Consider the following 15,912-nt stretch of genomic DNA (forward strand, 5'->3'; position numbering starts at 1 on the left):
CGTAAGGCGACGCGGGATGGCTCGATTGATCCATAGTGAAACAGCATACAAGAAGTATACAAAAATCGTGCAAGTGCAAATTTCCGCAAAAATATGCTTATATTTTCACCCTTTGCACACTTCCCGACCAAAATTCCGAAAATTCCGTTTTATAGGCACAATTATCGCCGGCATGTCTTGACCCCGCTGCCAATTGCGATTGTGATAGAAAAAGCGGATCGAAAAGATCTCGCCGAGGGGGGAGCTGGGGTAAAACAAACATGCCGGTCCCCTTGCTATTGACGATAACAAACAAAGGTTGGGAAAAATGAAAAAGGCAATTCTGTCAGCCGCTATCGGCGCAGCAGTTTTGGGAGGAGCCTCGGTCGCTTCGGCTGCGACGCTTCAGGACGTGAAGGGAAAAGGTTTCGTCACCTGCGGCGTAAGCGCCGGCATTCCGGGATTTTCCAATCCCGATGACAAGGGCGAATGGTCCGGCATCGACGTGGACTATTGCCGTGGTATTGCCACAGCGGTTTTCGGTGACCCTTCCAAGGCGAAGTTTGTCGCTCTTTCGAGCAAGGACCGCTTTCCGGCTCTCCAGTCCGGCGAAGTCGACGTTCTGACCCGTAACACCACCTGGACGATCAGCCGCGACACGTCGCTCGGCTTCAACTTCCGTACCGTCAACTATTATGACGGCCAGGGCTTCATCGCCAAAAAGGGCCTCAACGTGAAGTCCGCGCTTGAGCTTTCCGGCGCCGCCGTCTGCGTTCAGACCGGCACGACCACCGAGCTCAATCTCGCCGACTATTTCAAGACCAACAATCTGCAGTACAACCCGGTCGTCTTCGAAAAGGAAGCCGACGCAACCTCCGCCTATGATTCGGGCCGTTGCGACGTCTACACCACCGACCAGTCCGGCCTTTATGCCATCCGCCTGAAGCTGAAGAACCCGGACGACAACATCGTTCTTCCGGAAGTCATCTCCAAGGAGCCGCTTGGACCGGCCGTTCGCCAGGGTGACGACCAGTGGTTCGACATCGTGACCTGGGTTCACTACGCCATGGTCAATGCCGAAGAACTGGGCATCACCTCCAAGAACGTCGATGAGCAGAAGTCCAGCGCCAATCCGGATATCAAGCGTCTGCTCGGCACCGAAGAAGGCACCAAGATCGGTACCGACCTCGGCGTAACCAACGACTGGGCCTACAACATCGTCAAGCTGGTGGGTAACTACGGCGAAGTCTTCGACCGCAACGTCGGTGCGGGCTCGCCGCTGAAGATCGAGCGTGGCCAGAACGCGCTGTGGACCAAGGGCGGCCTGCAATACGCACCGCCGGTCCGTTGATCGACCCCATCATCGGCTAGATCATGACAGGAGGCTGGGCAACGCCCGGCCTCCATTTAAAATTATATAAATAAGCTCGCAAAGAGCATATAAAAGGGAAAGGTGCCTATGGCAGGCAACGCGGTCAGTTCGCAACGATCGCGCGCACAAAGCGCGTCGTCACTTATCAACGATCCACGCATACGCGGAATTTTCTATCAGGTCCTGACAGTCGTCATCCTGACCGCCTTCGTCTGGATCATCGTGACGAATACGATCACCAATCTTCAACGGTCAAACATTTCATCCGGCTTCGGCTTCCTCAATGGACGCGCCGGTTTCGATATCGGCCAGTCGCTGATCGCTTATACCAGCGACGCGACCTATGGCCGGGCATTGCTCGTTGGTATTCTCAACACGCTTCAGGTTGCATTTTTCGGCATCATCGCCGCCTCGATCATCGGATTTCTAGTCGGTATCGCGCGCCTGTCCAACAACTGGCTCATCGCCAAGCTGGCGCAGGCCTATGTGGAAATCTTCCGCAACCTCCCGCCGCTGCTTGTTCTCTTCTTCTGGTACAAGGGGGTTATCTCCGTCCTGCCGCAGGCGCGCGATTCGCTGGAGCTTCCGCTCGGAAGCTACCTCAACAATCGCGGCTTCTTTTTCCCGAAGCCGCTTTGGGGAGACGGCACGTGGTTGATACCGCTTTCCTTCCTGGTCGCCATCGTCATCAGCTTTTTTGTCTATCGCTGGGCGAAGGCCAGACAGGAGCAGACCGGCAAGCAGTTTCGCACCGGGATCACCCTTACCATTCTCCTCATCGGCCTTCCCGCCGTGACATTTCTGGCGCTCGGCTCACCGCTGACATTCGACTTCCCGATTGCCGGGCGGTTCAACCTGTCGGGCGGCGCAGTCGTCGCACCTGAATTCATGTCGCTGTTTCTTGCGCTGTCCTTCTACACAGCCTCCTTTATCGCCGAAATCGTTCGCGGCGGCATCAAGGCCGTGGCGAAGGGCCAGACGGAAGCTGCGGAAGCACTGGGGCTTCGCTCCAGCACGACGACACGTCTGATCGTCGTGCCGCAGGCGATGCGCATCATCATCCCGCCGCTGACGAGCCAGTATCTCAACCTGACCAAAAACTCCTCGCTTGCGGTCGCGGTCGGCTTTGCCGATATCGTCTCCGTCGGCGGCACGATCCTCAACCAGACGGGTCAGGCAGTCGAAGTCGTCGCGATCTGGCTGGTCATCTATCTCTCGCTGTCCCTGCTCACGGCCGTGGTCATGAACTGGTTCAACGCGAAAATGGCGCTGGTGGAGAGATAATCGATGACATCAAGCAATCCCGCATTCGTGCGACACACCATCGAAGAGGCGAAACCCGCCCCTTCCAGTGCCGTTGGTTTCAGCCACTGGCTGCGCACCAAACTTTTCGCCACACCGAAGGACACCATTCTCACGGTTCTCGCCATCGCCTTTCTGGCTTATATTCTGCCACCGGTGGTGAAGTGGCTGTTCATCGATGCCGTATGGACCGGCAGCGATCGTATCGCCTGCCTAACCGCCTCGCAGGGCGGCGCGCTTCCGGACGGTCAGTCCGGGGCATGCTGGGCGTTCGTTTCGGCCAAACTCGGACAATTTGTCTTTGGCCGTTATCCGCTTGATGAACGCTGGCGTCCTATCCTCGTGATGGTGACGTTCGCCATCCTGCTGATACCGATGCTCATCCCGAAAGCGCCGTTCAAGCGCCTCAACGCTCTGGTGCTGTTCATCATCCTGCCCTTCATTGCGTTTTTCCTGCTCATCGGCGGCGTCTTCGGCCTGCCGAAGGTGGAAACGCAGCTCTGGGGCGGCCTGATGGTCACGTTGATCCTGTCATTCTTTGGAATAACGGTATCCCTGCCCTTCGGCATTCTTCTGGCGCTCGGCCGCCGGTCGAACATGCCGGTCATCAAGATGCTCTGCGTGCTCTTCATCGAAGTCATCAGAGGCATTCCGCTGATCACCGTGCTGTTCTTCGCCAGCATCATGCTGCCGCTGTTCCTGCCTGACGGCTGGACCTTCGACAAATTCCTGCGCGCACTGGTCGGTGTCTCGCTGTTCTCCTCGGCCTATATGGCGGAGGTGATCCGCGGCGGCCTGCAGGCCATTCCGAAGGGACAATATGAAGGGGCGGATTCGCTCGGGTTGAATTACTGGCAGAAAACGCGGCTGATCGTGCTGCCGCAGGCGCTGAAGCTGGTCATTCCGGGCATCGTCAACACCTTCATCGGGCTGTTCAAGGACACGTCGCTGGTCTCGATCATCGGCATGTTCGACCTGCTCGGCATTGTCACACTCAACCAATCGGATGCGAACTGGGCTACACCCGTCACCGCCATGACTGGATATATTTTCGCAGGCTTCGTATTCTGGATATTCTGCTTCGGCATGTCGCGTTATTCGCTGTTCATGGAACGGCACCTCGACACCGGGCATAAACGATAAGGGACGCTCAAAATGGCAGAAAACCAAGCAAAAAAACTGGCCGTCTCGACAACGGACGTGGCAATCGAAATCACCGGCATGAACAAGTGGTATGGCGATTTCCACGTGCTGCGCGACATCAACCTGAAAGTGATGAAGGGCGAGCGCATCGTCATCGCCGGTCCTTCGGGATCGGGAAAATCGACCATGATCCGCTGCATCAACCGGCTGGAAGAACACCAGTCGGGCTCTATCCAGGTGGATGGCATCGAACTGACCAACGACCTGAAGAAGATCGATGAAGTCCGTCGTGAAGTTGGCATGGTGTTCCAGCACTTCAACCTCTTCCCGCATCTGACCATCCTCGAAAACTGCACGCTGGCGCCGATCTGGGTTCGCAAGATGCCCAAGAAGGAAGCGGAAGAAGTGGCGATGCACTATCTGAAGCGCGTCAAGATCCCCGAGCAGGCCCACAAATACCCGGGCCAGCTTTCCGGCGGCCAGCAGCAGCGCGTGGCGATTGCCCGCTCGCTGTGCATGAAGCCGAAGATCATGCTGTTCGACGAGCCGACCTCGGCGCTCGACCCGGAAATGGTGAAAGAAGTGCTCGACACCATGGTCGGCCTTGCCGAAGACGGCATGACGATGCTGTGCGTGACCCACGAAATGGGTTTCGCCCGCCAGGTCGCCAACCGCGTCATCTTCATGGATCAGGGCCAGATCGTCGAACAGAATTCGCCCGCCGAATTCTTCGACAATCCGCAGCACGAACGTACACGTCTGTTCCTCAGCCAGATTTTGCACTGAGACCTTTTACCATCAACGCATCATTCAACGGGGCCGTTTCGGCCCCGTTTTCTGTTGCAGGGACAATACGCCACACACACCGTCATCCTCGCCTCAAGGGCGAGGCTGACGGTAAACATGTTCTCCCTCATGACTGCGTCACGGTAGGGTTCCAATCCAGCTAACAACCGCGCTGAGTCGTCATCTCGCGGCCTGCCTCCCGAGCGAAAGGCCTCGAAAGCAGCAATACTCAGACGCTTTAACCATTTGTTACGAAACAAGAATCCTTGTTTTCCAAGCCTTCTGGCCCCCCATGTCATTTTTTTGTCAAATCATGCATTTTTCCGCTTGCAGACCTTCGGGAGCCTGACTATAAGGGCGCCACACCACAAGCGCACGCGCCCTTCGTCTATCGGTTAGGACGTCAGATTTTCATTCTGAAAAGAGGGGTTCGACTCCCCTAGGGCGTGCCACTTGCCTTCGTGTTACCCTCAAAAAAAAATACACAGATATCCTTCATGCCCGCGAATTTGCCGTGGGCAACCGATGCGTCGGAACCGATTCCCGATCGGCACGTTAGAATGCTGTCCCCCCGATGGAAGGCAAGCCGGGGGAAACGCCAACGGGCAGATCGACCGGCTTGCCTTTCCCCCTTGATCCGATGACAGCGCCTTTCCGATTCTCCCAGCAGAGATGCCAGCTAAGGGATTAAAACGGCGTGCCCGACCTCTCACGAGGCAAACTGGCAATACTCCCGCCAGGTGATAGGGGCGATATTTCAAGGCTTTGGCCAGATCATGCATGGTTTTCCACAGCCCTTCGGATTTCCTCAAAAAATCTCGTCCCGAAGCGAAAAAAATCAATTTTTCCGCTTGCGGACCAACGGGAGCCTGACTATAAGGGCGCCACACCACAAGCGCACGCGCCCTTCGTCTATCGGTTAGGACGTCAGATTTTCATTCTGAAAAGAGGGGTTCGACTCCCCTAGGGCGTGCCACTTGCTTCTCCTTGAAAATCAGCACTCTGCATAAGAAACTTCACGTAGCACGTGAATGTGGTGACGATTGCCGTTTATGGCTCGTCTACCAGCTGTTCCCCGAAAATTCAGACAGATTGGCAACCCCGTCAGGGCGCGAAAGCCGCATCCAGAACGCGCAGCTGCACACGCCTCTGGCCCTGCCAGAGATCGGCACCCACGGTGCCTGCAACATGGATGGACCTGCCGCGCGCATTCAGCAGCATCTGCCCCAGAGGCGCTTCTGCGGCCCGGAATGCGATGCCCTCCAGCCGCGAGCCGTCCATGGCCTCGAGCGTGATCTTCACATGGGCGGTGCCGACGAGACGCACATCGCGCAGGCGATGGGCCGGGACGGCAAAGATCGGCTGTGAGTGACCTGATCCATAAGGACCGGCCTGCTCCAGCTGGTCGACAAGCTGCAACGTCGCGCCCGACGCGCCTATGGCGCCGTCGATCTTCAGCACGCTGCTTTCCACCAGTTCGCTCACCGTCTTGACGGCCGCTTCTTCAAAGAACGTCCTGAGCTTGCCGAGATTGGCACGCTCCACCGTCAACCCGGCTGCCATGGCGTGACCGCCACCCTTGACCAGCAAACCCGCATCCACGGCGGCGCGCACCATGCGGCCCATATCGAAACCATTGATCGAACGGCCAGAACCGGTGCCCTTGCCGGAAGGATCGAAAGCGATGGCAAAGGCCGGACGACGGAAACGATCCTTCAGCCGCGATGCAAGCAGGCCAACAATACCCGGATGCCAGTTTTCCCGGGCAGTAACGATGACACCGGCGCCAGACCCATCACCATATTCAAACAGCGCTTCCGCCTCGGCTTCTGCCAGCATCACCGCTTCCATCGCCTGCCGCTCACGGTTCAGCTCATCCAGCCGTTCCGCGATCACTTCTGCCTGCGAAGGATCCTCTATGGTCAGCAGACGACTGCCGAGAGCGGCATCGCCGATACGGCCGCCGGCATTGATGCGCGGCCCGATCAGGAAACCGAAATGATAGGGCGTGACAGGTCCGCCCAATCCAGCCTTCTTGAACAGGGCGGTGAGGCCAGCATTGTTCATATGGCGCGCGGCGATCAGCCCCTTCACCACATAGGCGCGGTTCAGCCCCTTCAGCGGTACCACATCGCATACCGTTGCAAGGGCGACGATATCGAGCAGCGACAGCAGATCGAGCGTGAAGGCCTGCCGGTTGCGTCGGTCCTTCAGCAGCCGCAGCGTGGCGACCAGCACGAGAAACACCACGCCGGCGGCACACAGATGCCCCTGCCCTGACAGATCGTCTTCCCGGTTGGGATTGACCAGTGCGACAGCCGGCGGCAGTTCCGAACCCACCTGATGGTGATCGATGACGACCACATCGGTTCCCGCATCCCTGGCCGCCTGCAGCGATTCATGGCTGGTGGAACCGCAATCGACCGTCACGATCAGGGTCGCGCCATTGGCGGCTAGCTGCTGCATCGCCGCCGGGTTCGGCCCGTAACCTTCGAAAATACGGTCAGGAATATAGATCTCCGGTGTCAGCCCGAAATGCGCGAAAAACCGGTACATCAAGGCGGAAGAGGCAGCCCCGTCGACATCATAGTCGCCGAAGATCGCCACCTTCTCGCCGGTCTCGATGGCGCGCACCAGCCGCCCGGCCGCCTTCTCGCAATCGGTCAACATATGCGGATCGGGCATCAGCGAACGGATGGTCGGATCGAGAAAAGCCAGCGCGTCATCCACGCCTACTCCGCGCCCGGCCAGCACGCGGGCAATCAGCTCGGGAATGGCATGGATCTGGGACATGGCCAGCGCGCGGTTCTGTCCGGCCTGATCCAGCCGTGATACCCAGCGCTGCTCTGTCGCCGACCGCTCCACGCTCAAAAATGCGCGGGCCACGGTGTCGGCCGGCTCCATCATTACCATCCTGTCCATTCGTCCTGTCATGCGCGTATATCGGCGCTTTAATGCTTAGAACGGGCTAAATGGCGATGGCGCGTTTTTCAAGCAAAAACGCCTGTTCCGGCTTTCACACTGCAAATATCGAGAAAAACGGGCTGACGATCGATACCGCACCGACCAGCAGCAGCAGCGAGAACACGGCAAGCGAACACCAGTTGCGCTCGTGTTCGGCCATATCGAATTCCATGCTGCGAATATTGTCGTTGGCAGTGTGAGGCCGTGCCCGATGATGGGCGACCGGAACGTCTGCACGCTTATTGTCCTTGAACAGGATGATCGATGTCACGGCCACGCCTCCCTCGCTTGGTGAACAGGATTAACCATAGGGCCGAATCGTGTCGCATTCCAGCGGTTCCGCAGCCGTTTTCTAAAATTTTATGACGGCTGAAAGCCGGTGTTTCGGGGGCGTTTCTTACACCAACACCAAGGTCTCCCCATGACAAAAAAGACCGCGCTTCCATGTGGAGGCGCGGTCCTCAATTTCAGAAAAATCGTGGATTGTCTCAGGTCCGCTCGATGCGGATGACCTGCGGTTCGCTGACCAGATATTTCTCGTTCTTGATCGCCTTCACGGCCTTGCGGATCGCATCTTCCATCGTCGCATGGGTCACGAGGATGATTGTCTGCGGCGCGCCTTCCACATGCACGCGCTGGCGCTGCACGATGGATTCCAGCGAGATGTTATTGTCAGCCATACGGCCGGCGATGGAGGCGAAGACACCGGCCTGATCCTTCACCGTCAGGCGGATGAAATAACCGCCCTCATGGCTCTTCATCTTGGCGCGGCGATAATCGGCCAGCGATTTTGCCGGACGGCCGAGAACCGGCACCTGCTGGGCGCCGGGGCGGCTCTTGGCAATATCGGCGATGTCACCCAGCACGGCCGACGCCGTGGCGTTGCCGCCGGCACCCGGACCGACCATCAGCAGCTCACCGAGAATATCGGATTCGATCGCCACCGCATTGGTGACGCCATCGACCTGCGCGATGACGGAATCGAGCGGCACCATGGTTGGATGCACGCGCTGTTCGATACCGGATTCGGTCACCTGCGCCACGCCGAGAAGCTTGATGCGATAACCGAGTTCGGCGGCCGCCTGAATATCCTCGCTCGAAATATTGGTGATGCCTTCGAGATAGATGTCATCGGCCGAAATCTTGTTGCCGAAGGCAAGCGTCGTCAAAATCGCGAGCTTGTGAGCGGTGTCATTGCCCTCGATATCGAAAGCCGGATCGGCTTCGGCGTAACCGAGCCGCTGCGCTTCCTTCAGACAGGCCTCGAAGGACAGCCCTTCCTTCTCCATCTTGGTGAGGATGTAGTTGCAGGTGCCGTTCATGATGCCGTAGATGCGCGACACATGGTTGCCGGTGAGAGACTCGCGCAGCGCCTTGATGACGGGAATACCGCCGGCCACGGCCGCTTCGAAATTGAGAAGCGCGCCCTTGTCTTCGGCAATCGTCGCAAGTTCCACGCCATGCTTGGCCAGCAGTGCCTTGTTGGCTGTCACCACATGGAGACCACGTGCAAGTGCGGCTCGCACTGCATTTTCCGCCTGGCCGGAAGCGCCACCGACCAGTTCGACGAACACGTCGATATCGGCTTCGCTCGCCAGCTGCTCCGGCGTGTCGAACCAGGTAATACCCTTGAGATCGATGCCGCGGTCGCGCGAACGGTCGCGCGCGCTCACCGCAATAATCTCAATCGCACGTCCGCAGGTAATCGCAAGTTCGTTGCTTCTCTGCTGGAGGATGCGCACGAGCGAAGCGCCGACAGTGCCGAGCCCCGCTATGCCGATTCTCAATGAATCTGCCATGGGTATGTTCCTGATTTGCTGATGATGGTGGCGGCCGAGGCCCGGCCGCCTTCGGTTGCCCTTATCTGTGGGCGTTAAGCGAAACGACATTGTGCATCGTTTCGTCTGCGCTCGACAGGAAACGCTTCAGATTGCGCGCTGCCTGACGAATTCGATGCTCGTTTTCCACGAGCGCGAGACGGACGTAATCATCGCCCATCTCGCCAAAGCCGATGCCGGGAGCAACGGCGATATCAGCCTTCTCGACCAGAAGCTTGGAGAATTCCAGGCTGCCGAGATGGCGGAACTTTTCCGGGATTTTCGCCCAGGCGAACATCGTCGCCGCCGGCGGCGGAACCTCGAAACCGGCCTTGCCGAAGGTGTCGACCATGACATCGCGGCGGCGGCGATAAACGCTGCGCACTTCGGCGATGTCGGAACCGTCGCCGTTGAGGGCATGGGTGGCCGCAACCTGGATCGGCGTGAAGGCGCCGTAATCGAGATAGGACTTCACGCGGGTCAGGGCCGCGATCAGCCGCTCGTTGCCAACGGCAAAGCCCATGCGCCAGCCGGGCATGGAGAAGGTCTTCGACATGGAAGTGAATTCCACCGCGAGATCGATTGCACCGGGAACTTCCAGAACCGAAGGCGGCGGATTGTTGTCGTCGAAATAGATTTCCGAATAGGCAAGGTCGGAGAGCACGATGATCTCGTGTTTCTTCGCAAAGGCGATGACGTCCTTGTAGAAATCCAGCGAAGCCACATGTGCCGTCGGGTTCGACGGGTAGTTGATGATCAGCGCCAGCGGCTTGGGAATGGAGTGGCGCACCGCACGCTCCAGTGGCCCGAAGAAGCTCTCATCCGGCTCGACATTCATCGAGCGGATAACGCCGCCCGCCATCAGGAAGCCGAAGGCATGGATCGGATAGGTAGGGTTCGGACACAGGATCACGTCACCCGGTGCGGTGATGGCCTGCGCCATATTGGCGAAGCCTTCCTTGGAGCCGAGCGTGGCGACAACCTGGGTATCGGGGTTCAGCTTCACGCCGAAACGGCGGGCATAATAGGCGGCCTGCGCGCGGCGAAGGCCGGGAATGCCCTTGGACGAGGAATAACGATGGGTGCGCGGGTCCTGAACGACTTCGCAAAGCTTGTCGACGATCGCCTTGGGGGTCGGAAGGTCGGGGTTGCCCATGCCGAGATCGATGATATCGGCCCCGGCCGCTCGCGCGCTCGCTTTCAAACGGTTGACCTGTTCGAAGACGTATTGCGGCAGACGCCGGACCTTGTGAAACTCTTCCATCACTTTCCTCATGGGAATGGACCGGTTCTGCCGGCCCATAACGAAGGTTCGTTTTTTGTTTTTAAACGCCGCCGACACGAACCGATCCGGCAGGCGTTATTCATTGTAGCGCAAAGCACGGGAAAACCTACAAGGCTTTTCTCGGCTCACACGCCACCGCGGTCATCCGCCTGTGCTTCGGCACAGCCTTTTCGGCCCCTTTGGCAAGGCGGATCGCGCAATAGGATCAAGGAACTTGCATAACGCCAGATTCTTGGAAAATGCAAGGCAAGCCATGCTCAAGAACGGCCATTCCTGTCGTTCAGCCGCGCTCACCCATCACAATTGCCGCGTGGATGACCGAAAGCACGCGCTCCGGCTTGGTATCCGTGCACACAAGCTGGCTTGGATGCCCGTCCCAGTCCCCCGGCGGGAAGGCACGTCCGTCAGGCTTCTGAATGGTCTGGCCGTCAGCAAGACCACCGCAGACGACGCGCACCGGGCCGCTGCGGGTTTCGAACAGCTCTGGCGCGACAAGATAGACGCAGGCGCAGCTGTCATGCACCACCATGCCGTCGCCGGTGCGGGTTTTGTAGAAATCGATGTAGAATTGCGACAGGTCGGACAAGAGCTGCACCGGCTTTCCGCCGGCCTTTGCCATCTCAGCCATGAAGGCGCTGGTCATTACCGTTTTCGTCGTTACGTCGAGACCGACGACGACAACGCGCCAGGGTGCCGTGAAGACGAGATCGGCCGCCTCCGGGTCACCGTGAATATTGGCCTCGGCCGCCGGCGACACATTGCCGTTCATGTCGAAAGCGCCGCCCATGACGATGACGTCCTTCACCAGCGCCGCAAAATCCGGCTCCTCGCGCAGCGCAAGCGCCAGATTGGTCATGCGGCCGACGGCGATCAGCGTCACCTCACCCGGATTGGCCTTGACCGTCTCGATGATGAAACGATGTGCCGGGCGCGGATCGAGCGGCAGATCAATGGTCTCTGGAATGTCGATATCGCCGAGACCGTTTTCTCCATGGATGAAGGTCGGCCAGTGGCCTTCCTTGCGGGCGGGATCGAACGTTACGCCAGCACCTTTCGCAACCGGCGCTGTCATCTGCCATTCCCGCTTCAGGAACAGCGCATTGCGTGTGGTAATATCGATGGGGGCATTACCGAAAACCGTGGTGACGCCGATCAGATCGATATCGGGATGGCGATGCAGGAACAGCAGCGCCATGGCGTCATCTACACCGGGATCCGTATCGAAAATCACTTTATGCATAATGCCCTCATCCGTATGTCCTGAGCGTCATCGGCCCCTATTGCCGACGCGCCACGGAAACATACCCATAAGCGGCAACACCGCAATCCCCCTGCCCGTCGCAGATCGGAGAGAAAAATATTGCGCGGCGTTGTTTTCGGTGAAAGAAGGGGCTCTCTCCCTTCCGCCTGCCCGGACATCCCAAGTGCAAGACATCGCTCTCAACGTTTTCGTCGTTCTTTTCTGCGTCGCCATCTTTGCCGGATTTATCGATTCCATTGCCGGTGGCGGTGGGCTCATCACCATTCCGGCCATGCTGATCATGGGTATTGCGCCGCTCGACACGCTTGGCACCAACAAGCTGCAGGCGCAGTTCGGTTCGGCCTCCGCCACCCTCGCTTACGCCAGACGCGGCCACGTCAATCTGAAAGAGCAATTACCGATGGGGTTGATGGCCATGGCCGGCGGAATGCTGGGGGCCGTTACCGCCGCGTTCGTGCCGGCCGATCTGCTGCGCACCATCATGCCGTTCCTGCTGATCGCCATCGCGCTTTATTTCGCTTTTAAACCGCAGCTCAGCGATATCGACAGCCATCGTCGCATCACCCCCTTCGTCTTCGGCCTTACGGTCGCGCCGCTGGTGGGCTTTTATGACGGGGTTTTCGGTCCCGGCGCGGGTTCGTTTTACATGCTGGCCTTCGTGGCGCTTGCCGGCTTCGGCATGTTGAAGGCAACCGCTCATACCAAACTTCTGAACCTCGGCTCGAATTTCGGCGGTTTCATCGTCTTCGCCATTGGCGGCGCGGTTCTGTGGAAACTCGGGCTCGCCATGGGTCTCGGCCAATTCGTCGGCGCGCAGATCGGCTCACGTTTCGCGATGAAAAACGGCGCGAAGATCATCCGCCCGCTTCTGGTGCTTTCGTGTCTGGCAATGGCAACGAAGCTTCTTGTCGATGCATCATCCGCCTGGTCCATCGCCACGATCTGGGAAACCATCTTCCCGACGTAAGCCTCAGGCGAAACGCTCCGTTGAACACGGAAACGCGGATAAAATTATCCGCTGGTTCACCCGGTGGCGCGACCGCGCCTGCGATCGGCGATTTCCCTGATGACCACCATGGCGCCGACAAGCTTGTAGCTGGAGGAGTAGCACGGTGACATTTCAAGCGACTTCACGATCGTCTGTCCGTCGTGATCTTCGGCATAGGTATATTTCGAGGTACCGCCCTTGAAACAATTGTCGAGCCGTTCCCGCAGGTCGTTCTGGAAACGGTGCACCCCGACGAGCTCGGCGATATGGCACCCCATAAGCCCGTCCGGCCTGTTGTGCGGAAACGCATCCAGCCCGTTCGCGAAGGACACGCGGTAGCCGGGCGAAACCACCATCACGGGTTCGTCGAGGTCGTTCAGCATATCCTCGTCGAGGATCAGATGGCGGTGATGCCACTCCAGACTGTCCTGGTCCTCGTCGCCGATGACTTTCGCCTTGAGCGGCATGCCGACATAACGATCGACAAGCGTTCGCAAAAGCTCGGAATTGCGCTGCACGCAACCGAGGTCTTCCGCCTCATGGTTGAGGAGATCGATGGCGAAACGGAACTGCTCGCGAATATCCTCGGAACTGCCGGTCTGACGCCCGATGACCCGGTCGAGCAGCTGCTCCAGTTCACGCTCCAGTACCGCAATCTTGTCGGTCTCGTTCTTACCAACGGCAGATTGCAGTTCCGTGTAACGCAGCCAGAACAGCTCAATCAAATCTTTCAACCCAACTCTCCCTGAACGGGCAAACACCCCGCTCCCAATCCAAAAGGATAGACCCTATATCCCTCAATCATAACGTCTGCGCGCTTAAAAATGACGTAACGAAACACAGAAACGCCGCAGGGATTATTGTTCAAAATATCACAGCCGCCGCTATTTTTTCAATTTCGATAATCCATGAACGAGAAATGAGGTTCCACTAATATGAAAAAATATCAAAACGCACAAATTCGCAGCCTGATTTTGTAAAAATCAGGCGCAATCGAACCCGGCGGCAAATACCTCAGATCTGGTGCTTTACGTCCCAGCGGTCGTGATACCACAACCATTGTCCGGGATATTCGCGCACCCAGCTTTCCACCTTGTCGTTCAAAAGCTGCGCCGTCGCCTGAATGTCGACATTACCTTTTTCATCGCGTGGAATCTCGACCTTCGGTTCGATCTCCAGCCGGTAACGATTATCCGGCAGACGCACGCAGCGGGCGGGATAAACATCGCAGTTGAACTGCCGCACAAGTTTGGCCAGCAGCGGATTGGTGCGAACCTCAAGACCGAAGAACCTGGTCGTCAGCCCCTTGCTGAACTTCTGGTCAACAAGAACGCCGACACCGCCGCCCCTTTCCAGCTGCCGCGCCAGCGCGAAGGACGAGCCGGCATGCGACGGCACGAGATTGCCCATGCGCTCCTTGCGGAAATTGAACACCTTGTCGGCGACATAAGGATTGTTGGGCGGACGGAACAGCACCGTCACGTCAAGACCAAAGGCAGAACTCGCCACCGGCAGCAACTCGAAATTACCGCTATGGGCGGTAAAGACGATGAAGGGTCGCGGATTGTCGCGCAGCTCAAGGAATGTCGGAATGCCTTCGACCCGAATGCGTCCGGGCTCGTTCTTCTCCGGATCGAAATCGAACAGCCGGTCGAGAAACACATATTCCGCCGCAAGCCGGCCCATATTGGCCCAGCTGTCCATGGCGATCGCCAGCCGCTCCTCCTCGGATTTTTCCGGAAAGGCACGGGCCAGATTGTAGAGCATCAGCTTGTGGCGGCCGGTTTTCGGCCCCACGAAGCGCGCCAGCCGGTCGGCGGCGCGAATGCCCGCATCGGCAGGGAAAAGCTTCAGCAGGTTGAGAAGGCCGAAGGCGAATGTCGCAATCAGCCACTGCCGGAAGTGGTCCAGTTTCAGGACGATCCGCGTCAGGAACAGCTTCACGTTGGTCAGTCCATCCGCAGAACGATCTTGCCGAACACCTGGCGCGTTTCCATGCGCTCCAGTGCCCGATCGATATCATCGAAGGTCACTTCCGTGTCGATGACGGGATGAACGATGCCGCGCGCCATCTTCTGCATGGCATTGGCCATGTTTTCCATGCGGCAGCCGAAGGAGCCGAGCAGCTTCAGCTGTTGCTGGAACAGCATCATCAGGTTGATGTCGGTGGACACGCCAGAGGTGGAGCCGCAGGTGACGAGGCGGCCGCCGCGCTTCAGCGAGAACATCGAGGCCACGAACGTGTCCTTGCCGACATGTTCGAACACCACGTCGACACCCTTCTTTTTCGTCAGCTTGCGCACGACGCCTTCGAAACGGTCGGTACGATAATTGATGACGTGATCGGCGCCGAGCGCCTTTGCCCGCTCGATCTTGTCATCGGAGCCGACTGTCGTGATGACGGTGCAGCCCATCTTCTTGGCAAGCTGGATCGCCGCCGTGCCGATGCCGGAACCGCCGGCATGAACAAGGATTGTTTCGCCCGGCTCAAGCTTGGCATTGTCGAACAGCATGTGCTCGACCGTGCCGAAGGTCACCGGCGCAAGTGCCGCAGCGACGGCGTCAATGCCATGCGGTGCCGGCACGAGCTGGCGGGCGGGAATATTGATCTTTTCCTGCGCAAAACCGTCGAGATGGAAACCGTGTACGCCCTGAACGTGTTCGCACAGATTGTCACGGCCTTCGCGGCAGGGCTTGCACAACCCGCAGGTGCGCGCGCCATAAACCGCGACGAGCTGACCCGGCAGCACATTCGAAACGCCCGGGCCGATGGCTTCCACCACGCCGGACGCCTCGGCACCAATGGTGAGCGGCATCTTGCGCTTGGCGAAAGCCATGCCGCGCCAGCCCCACACGTCGATGTGGTTGAGCGCCACGGCCTTGACGCGCAGCGTCACCTCACCCGGGCCCGGAGCATCCGGTTCAGGCAGGTCCACTTTTTCGAGCTTCCGGTCGTCCACGAGTTGAAGAGCGCGCATATTTCAGTCCTTCGCCCGAGGGCGTTTATCTAAAGGG

General features: G+C 58.5%; 13 protein-coding genes and 2 tRNA genes. 7 read left to right on the top strand and 8 right to left on the bottom strand.

Translation table 11 applies throughout. From position 1 onward, the window contains the following. Nucleotides 1-307: 307 nt before the first annotated feature. From PL640_RS07335 to PL640_RS07360, 6 genes are all read left to right on the top strand, one after another. A complete protein-coding gene (locus tag PL640_RS07335; RefSeq protein ID WP_161991193.1) occupies nt 308-1,330 on the top strand; it encodes an amino acid ABC transporter substrate-binding protein in 1,023 nt (340 codons plus the stop codon). 108 nt (nt 1,331-1,438) lie between these two features. Next, nucleotides 1,439-2,635, top strand: coding sequence for an amino acid ABC transporter permease (locus PL640_RS07340; protein WP_269699627.1), 1,197 nt, complete (start codon nt 1,439-1,441; stop codon nt 2,633-2,635). Between the two features lie 3 nt (nt 2,636-2,638). Then, nucleotides 2,639-3,796, top strand: a complete 1,158-nt coding sequence (locus PL640_RS07345) for an amino acid ABC transporter permease (RefSeq protein ID WP_142839816.1) — start codon at nt 2,639-2,641, stop codon at nt 3,794-3,796. A 12-nt stretch (nt 3,797-3,808) separates the two neighbouring features. After that, on the top strand, nt 3,809-4,582 hold the full coding sequence (locus tag PL640_RS07350; protein WP_046800084.1) for an amino acid ABC transporter ATP-binding protein: 774 nt from the start codon (nt 3,809-3,811) through the stop codon (nt 4,580-4,582). 377 nt (nt 4,583-4,959) lie between these two features. Then, nucleotides 4,960-5,034: transfer RNA gene (locus PL640_RS07355), tRNA-Glu, on the top strand. Between the two features lie 449 nt (nt 5,035-5,483). Beyond that, nucleotides 5,484-5,558 (top strand) — tRNA-Glu (locus tag PL640_RS07360). 128 nt (nt 5,559-5,686) lie between these two features. On the opposite strand, the gene recJ is transcribed toward PL640_RS07360, so the two are convergent. The 5 genes from recJ to PL640_RS07385 form a co-directional block, all read right to left on the bottom strand. Then, nucleotides 5,687-7,495, bottom strand: a complete 1,809-nt coding sequence (gene recJ / locus PL640_RS07365; RefSeq protein WP_271361468.1) for a single-stranded-DNA-specific exonuclease RecJ — start codon at nt 7,493-7,495, stop codon at nt 5,687-5,689. A gap of 103 nt (nt 7,496-7,598) precedes the next feature. Next, on the bottom strand, nt 7,599-7,823 hold the full coding sequence (locus PL640_RS07370) for a hypothetical protein (protein ID WP_046800083.1): 225 nt from the start codon (nt 7,821-7,823) through the stop codon (nt 7,599-7,601). Nucleotides 7,824-8,034: 211 nt separating this feature from the next. Then, complete coding sequence (locus PL640_RS07375) at nt 8,035-9,345, bottom strand: homoserine dehydrogenase (RefSeq protein WP_269699630.1); 1,311 nt, start codon at nt 9,343-9,345, stop codon at nt 8,035-8,037. Between the two features lie 61 nt (nt 9,346-9,406). After that, nucleotides 9,407-10,627 carry an LL-diaminopimelate aminotransferase gene (locus PL640_RS07380; protein ID WP_271361270.1) on the bottom strand — a complete coding sequence of 407 codons (1,221 nt, stop codon included), beginning with the start codon at nt 10,625-10,627 and terminating at the stop codon, nt 9,407-9,409. Between the two features lie 301 nt (nt 10,628-10,928). After that, entirely contained in the window at nt 10,929-11,888 is a 960-nt protein-coding gene (locus tag PL640_RS07385; protein WP_271361271.1) for a nucleoside hydrolase, read from the bottom strand. Nucleotides 11,889-12,072: 184 nt separating this feature from the next. Here PL640_RS07385 and PL640_RS07390 point away from each other — a divergent pair, with 184 nt between their 5' ends. Continuing rightward, complete coding sequence (locus PL640_RS07390) at nt 12,073-12,876, top strand: TSUP family transporter (RefSeq protein WP_142839820.1); 804 nt, start codon at nt 12,073-12,075, stop codon at nt 12,874-12,876. A gap of 56 nt (nt 12,877-12,932) precedes the next feature. Here the strand turns inward: PL640_RS07390 and PL640_RS07395 are convergent, their stop codons facing one another. From PL640_RS07395 to PL640_RS07405, 3 genes are all read right to left on the bottom strand, one after another. Next, nucleotides 12,933-13,631 (bottom strand): hypothetical protein, encoded by a 699-nt coding sequence (locus PL640_RS07395; protein ID WP_142839821.1) that lies wholly within the window; start codon nt 13,629-13,631, stop codon nt 12,933-12,935. 280 nt (nt 13,632-13,911) lie between these two features. Continuing rightward, nucleotides 13,912-14,841, bottom strand: a complete 930-nt coding sequence (locus PL640_RS07400; RefSeq protein ID WP_405049139.1) for a lipid A biosynthesis lauroyl acyltransferase — start codon at nt 14,839-14,841, stop codon at nt 13,912-13,914. Nucleotides 14,842-14,846: 5 nt separating this feature from the next. Further along, nucleotides 14,847-15,875: a zinc-binding dehydrogenase gene (locus PL640_RS07405; RefSeq protein WP_035242478.1), complete on the bottom strand. Its 1,029-nt coding sequence runs from the start codon at nt 15,873-15,875 to the stop codon at nt 14,847-14,849. Nucleotides 15,876-15,912: the final 37 nt, after the last annotated feature.

It is taken from the genome of Agrobacterium sp. ST15.16.024, from assembly GCF_027956545.1.
Classification (GTDB): Bacteria; Pseudomonadota; Alphaproteobacteria; order Rhizobiales; family Rhizobiaceae; genus Agrobacterium; species Agrobacterium cucumeris.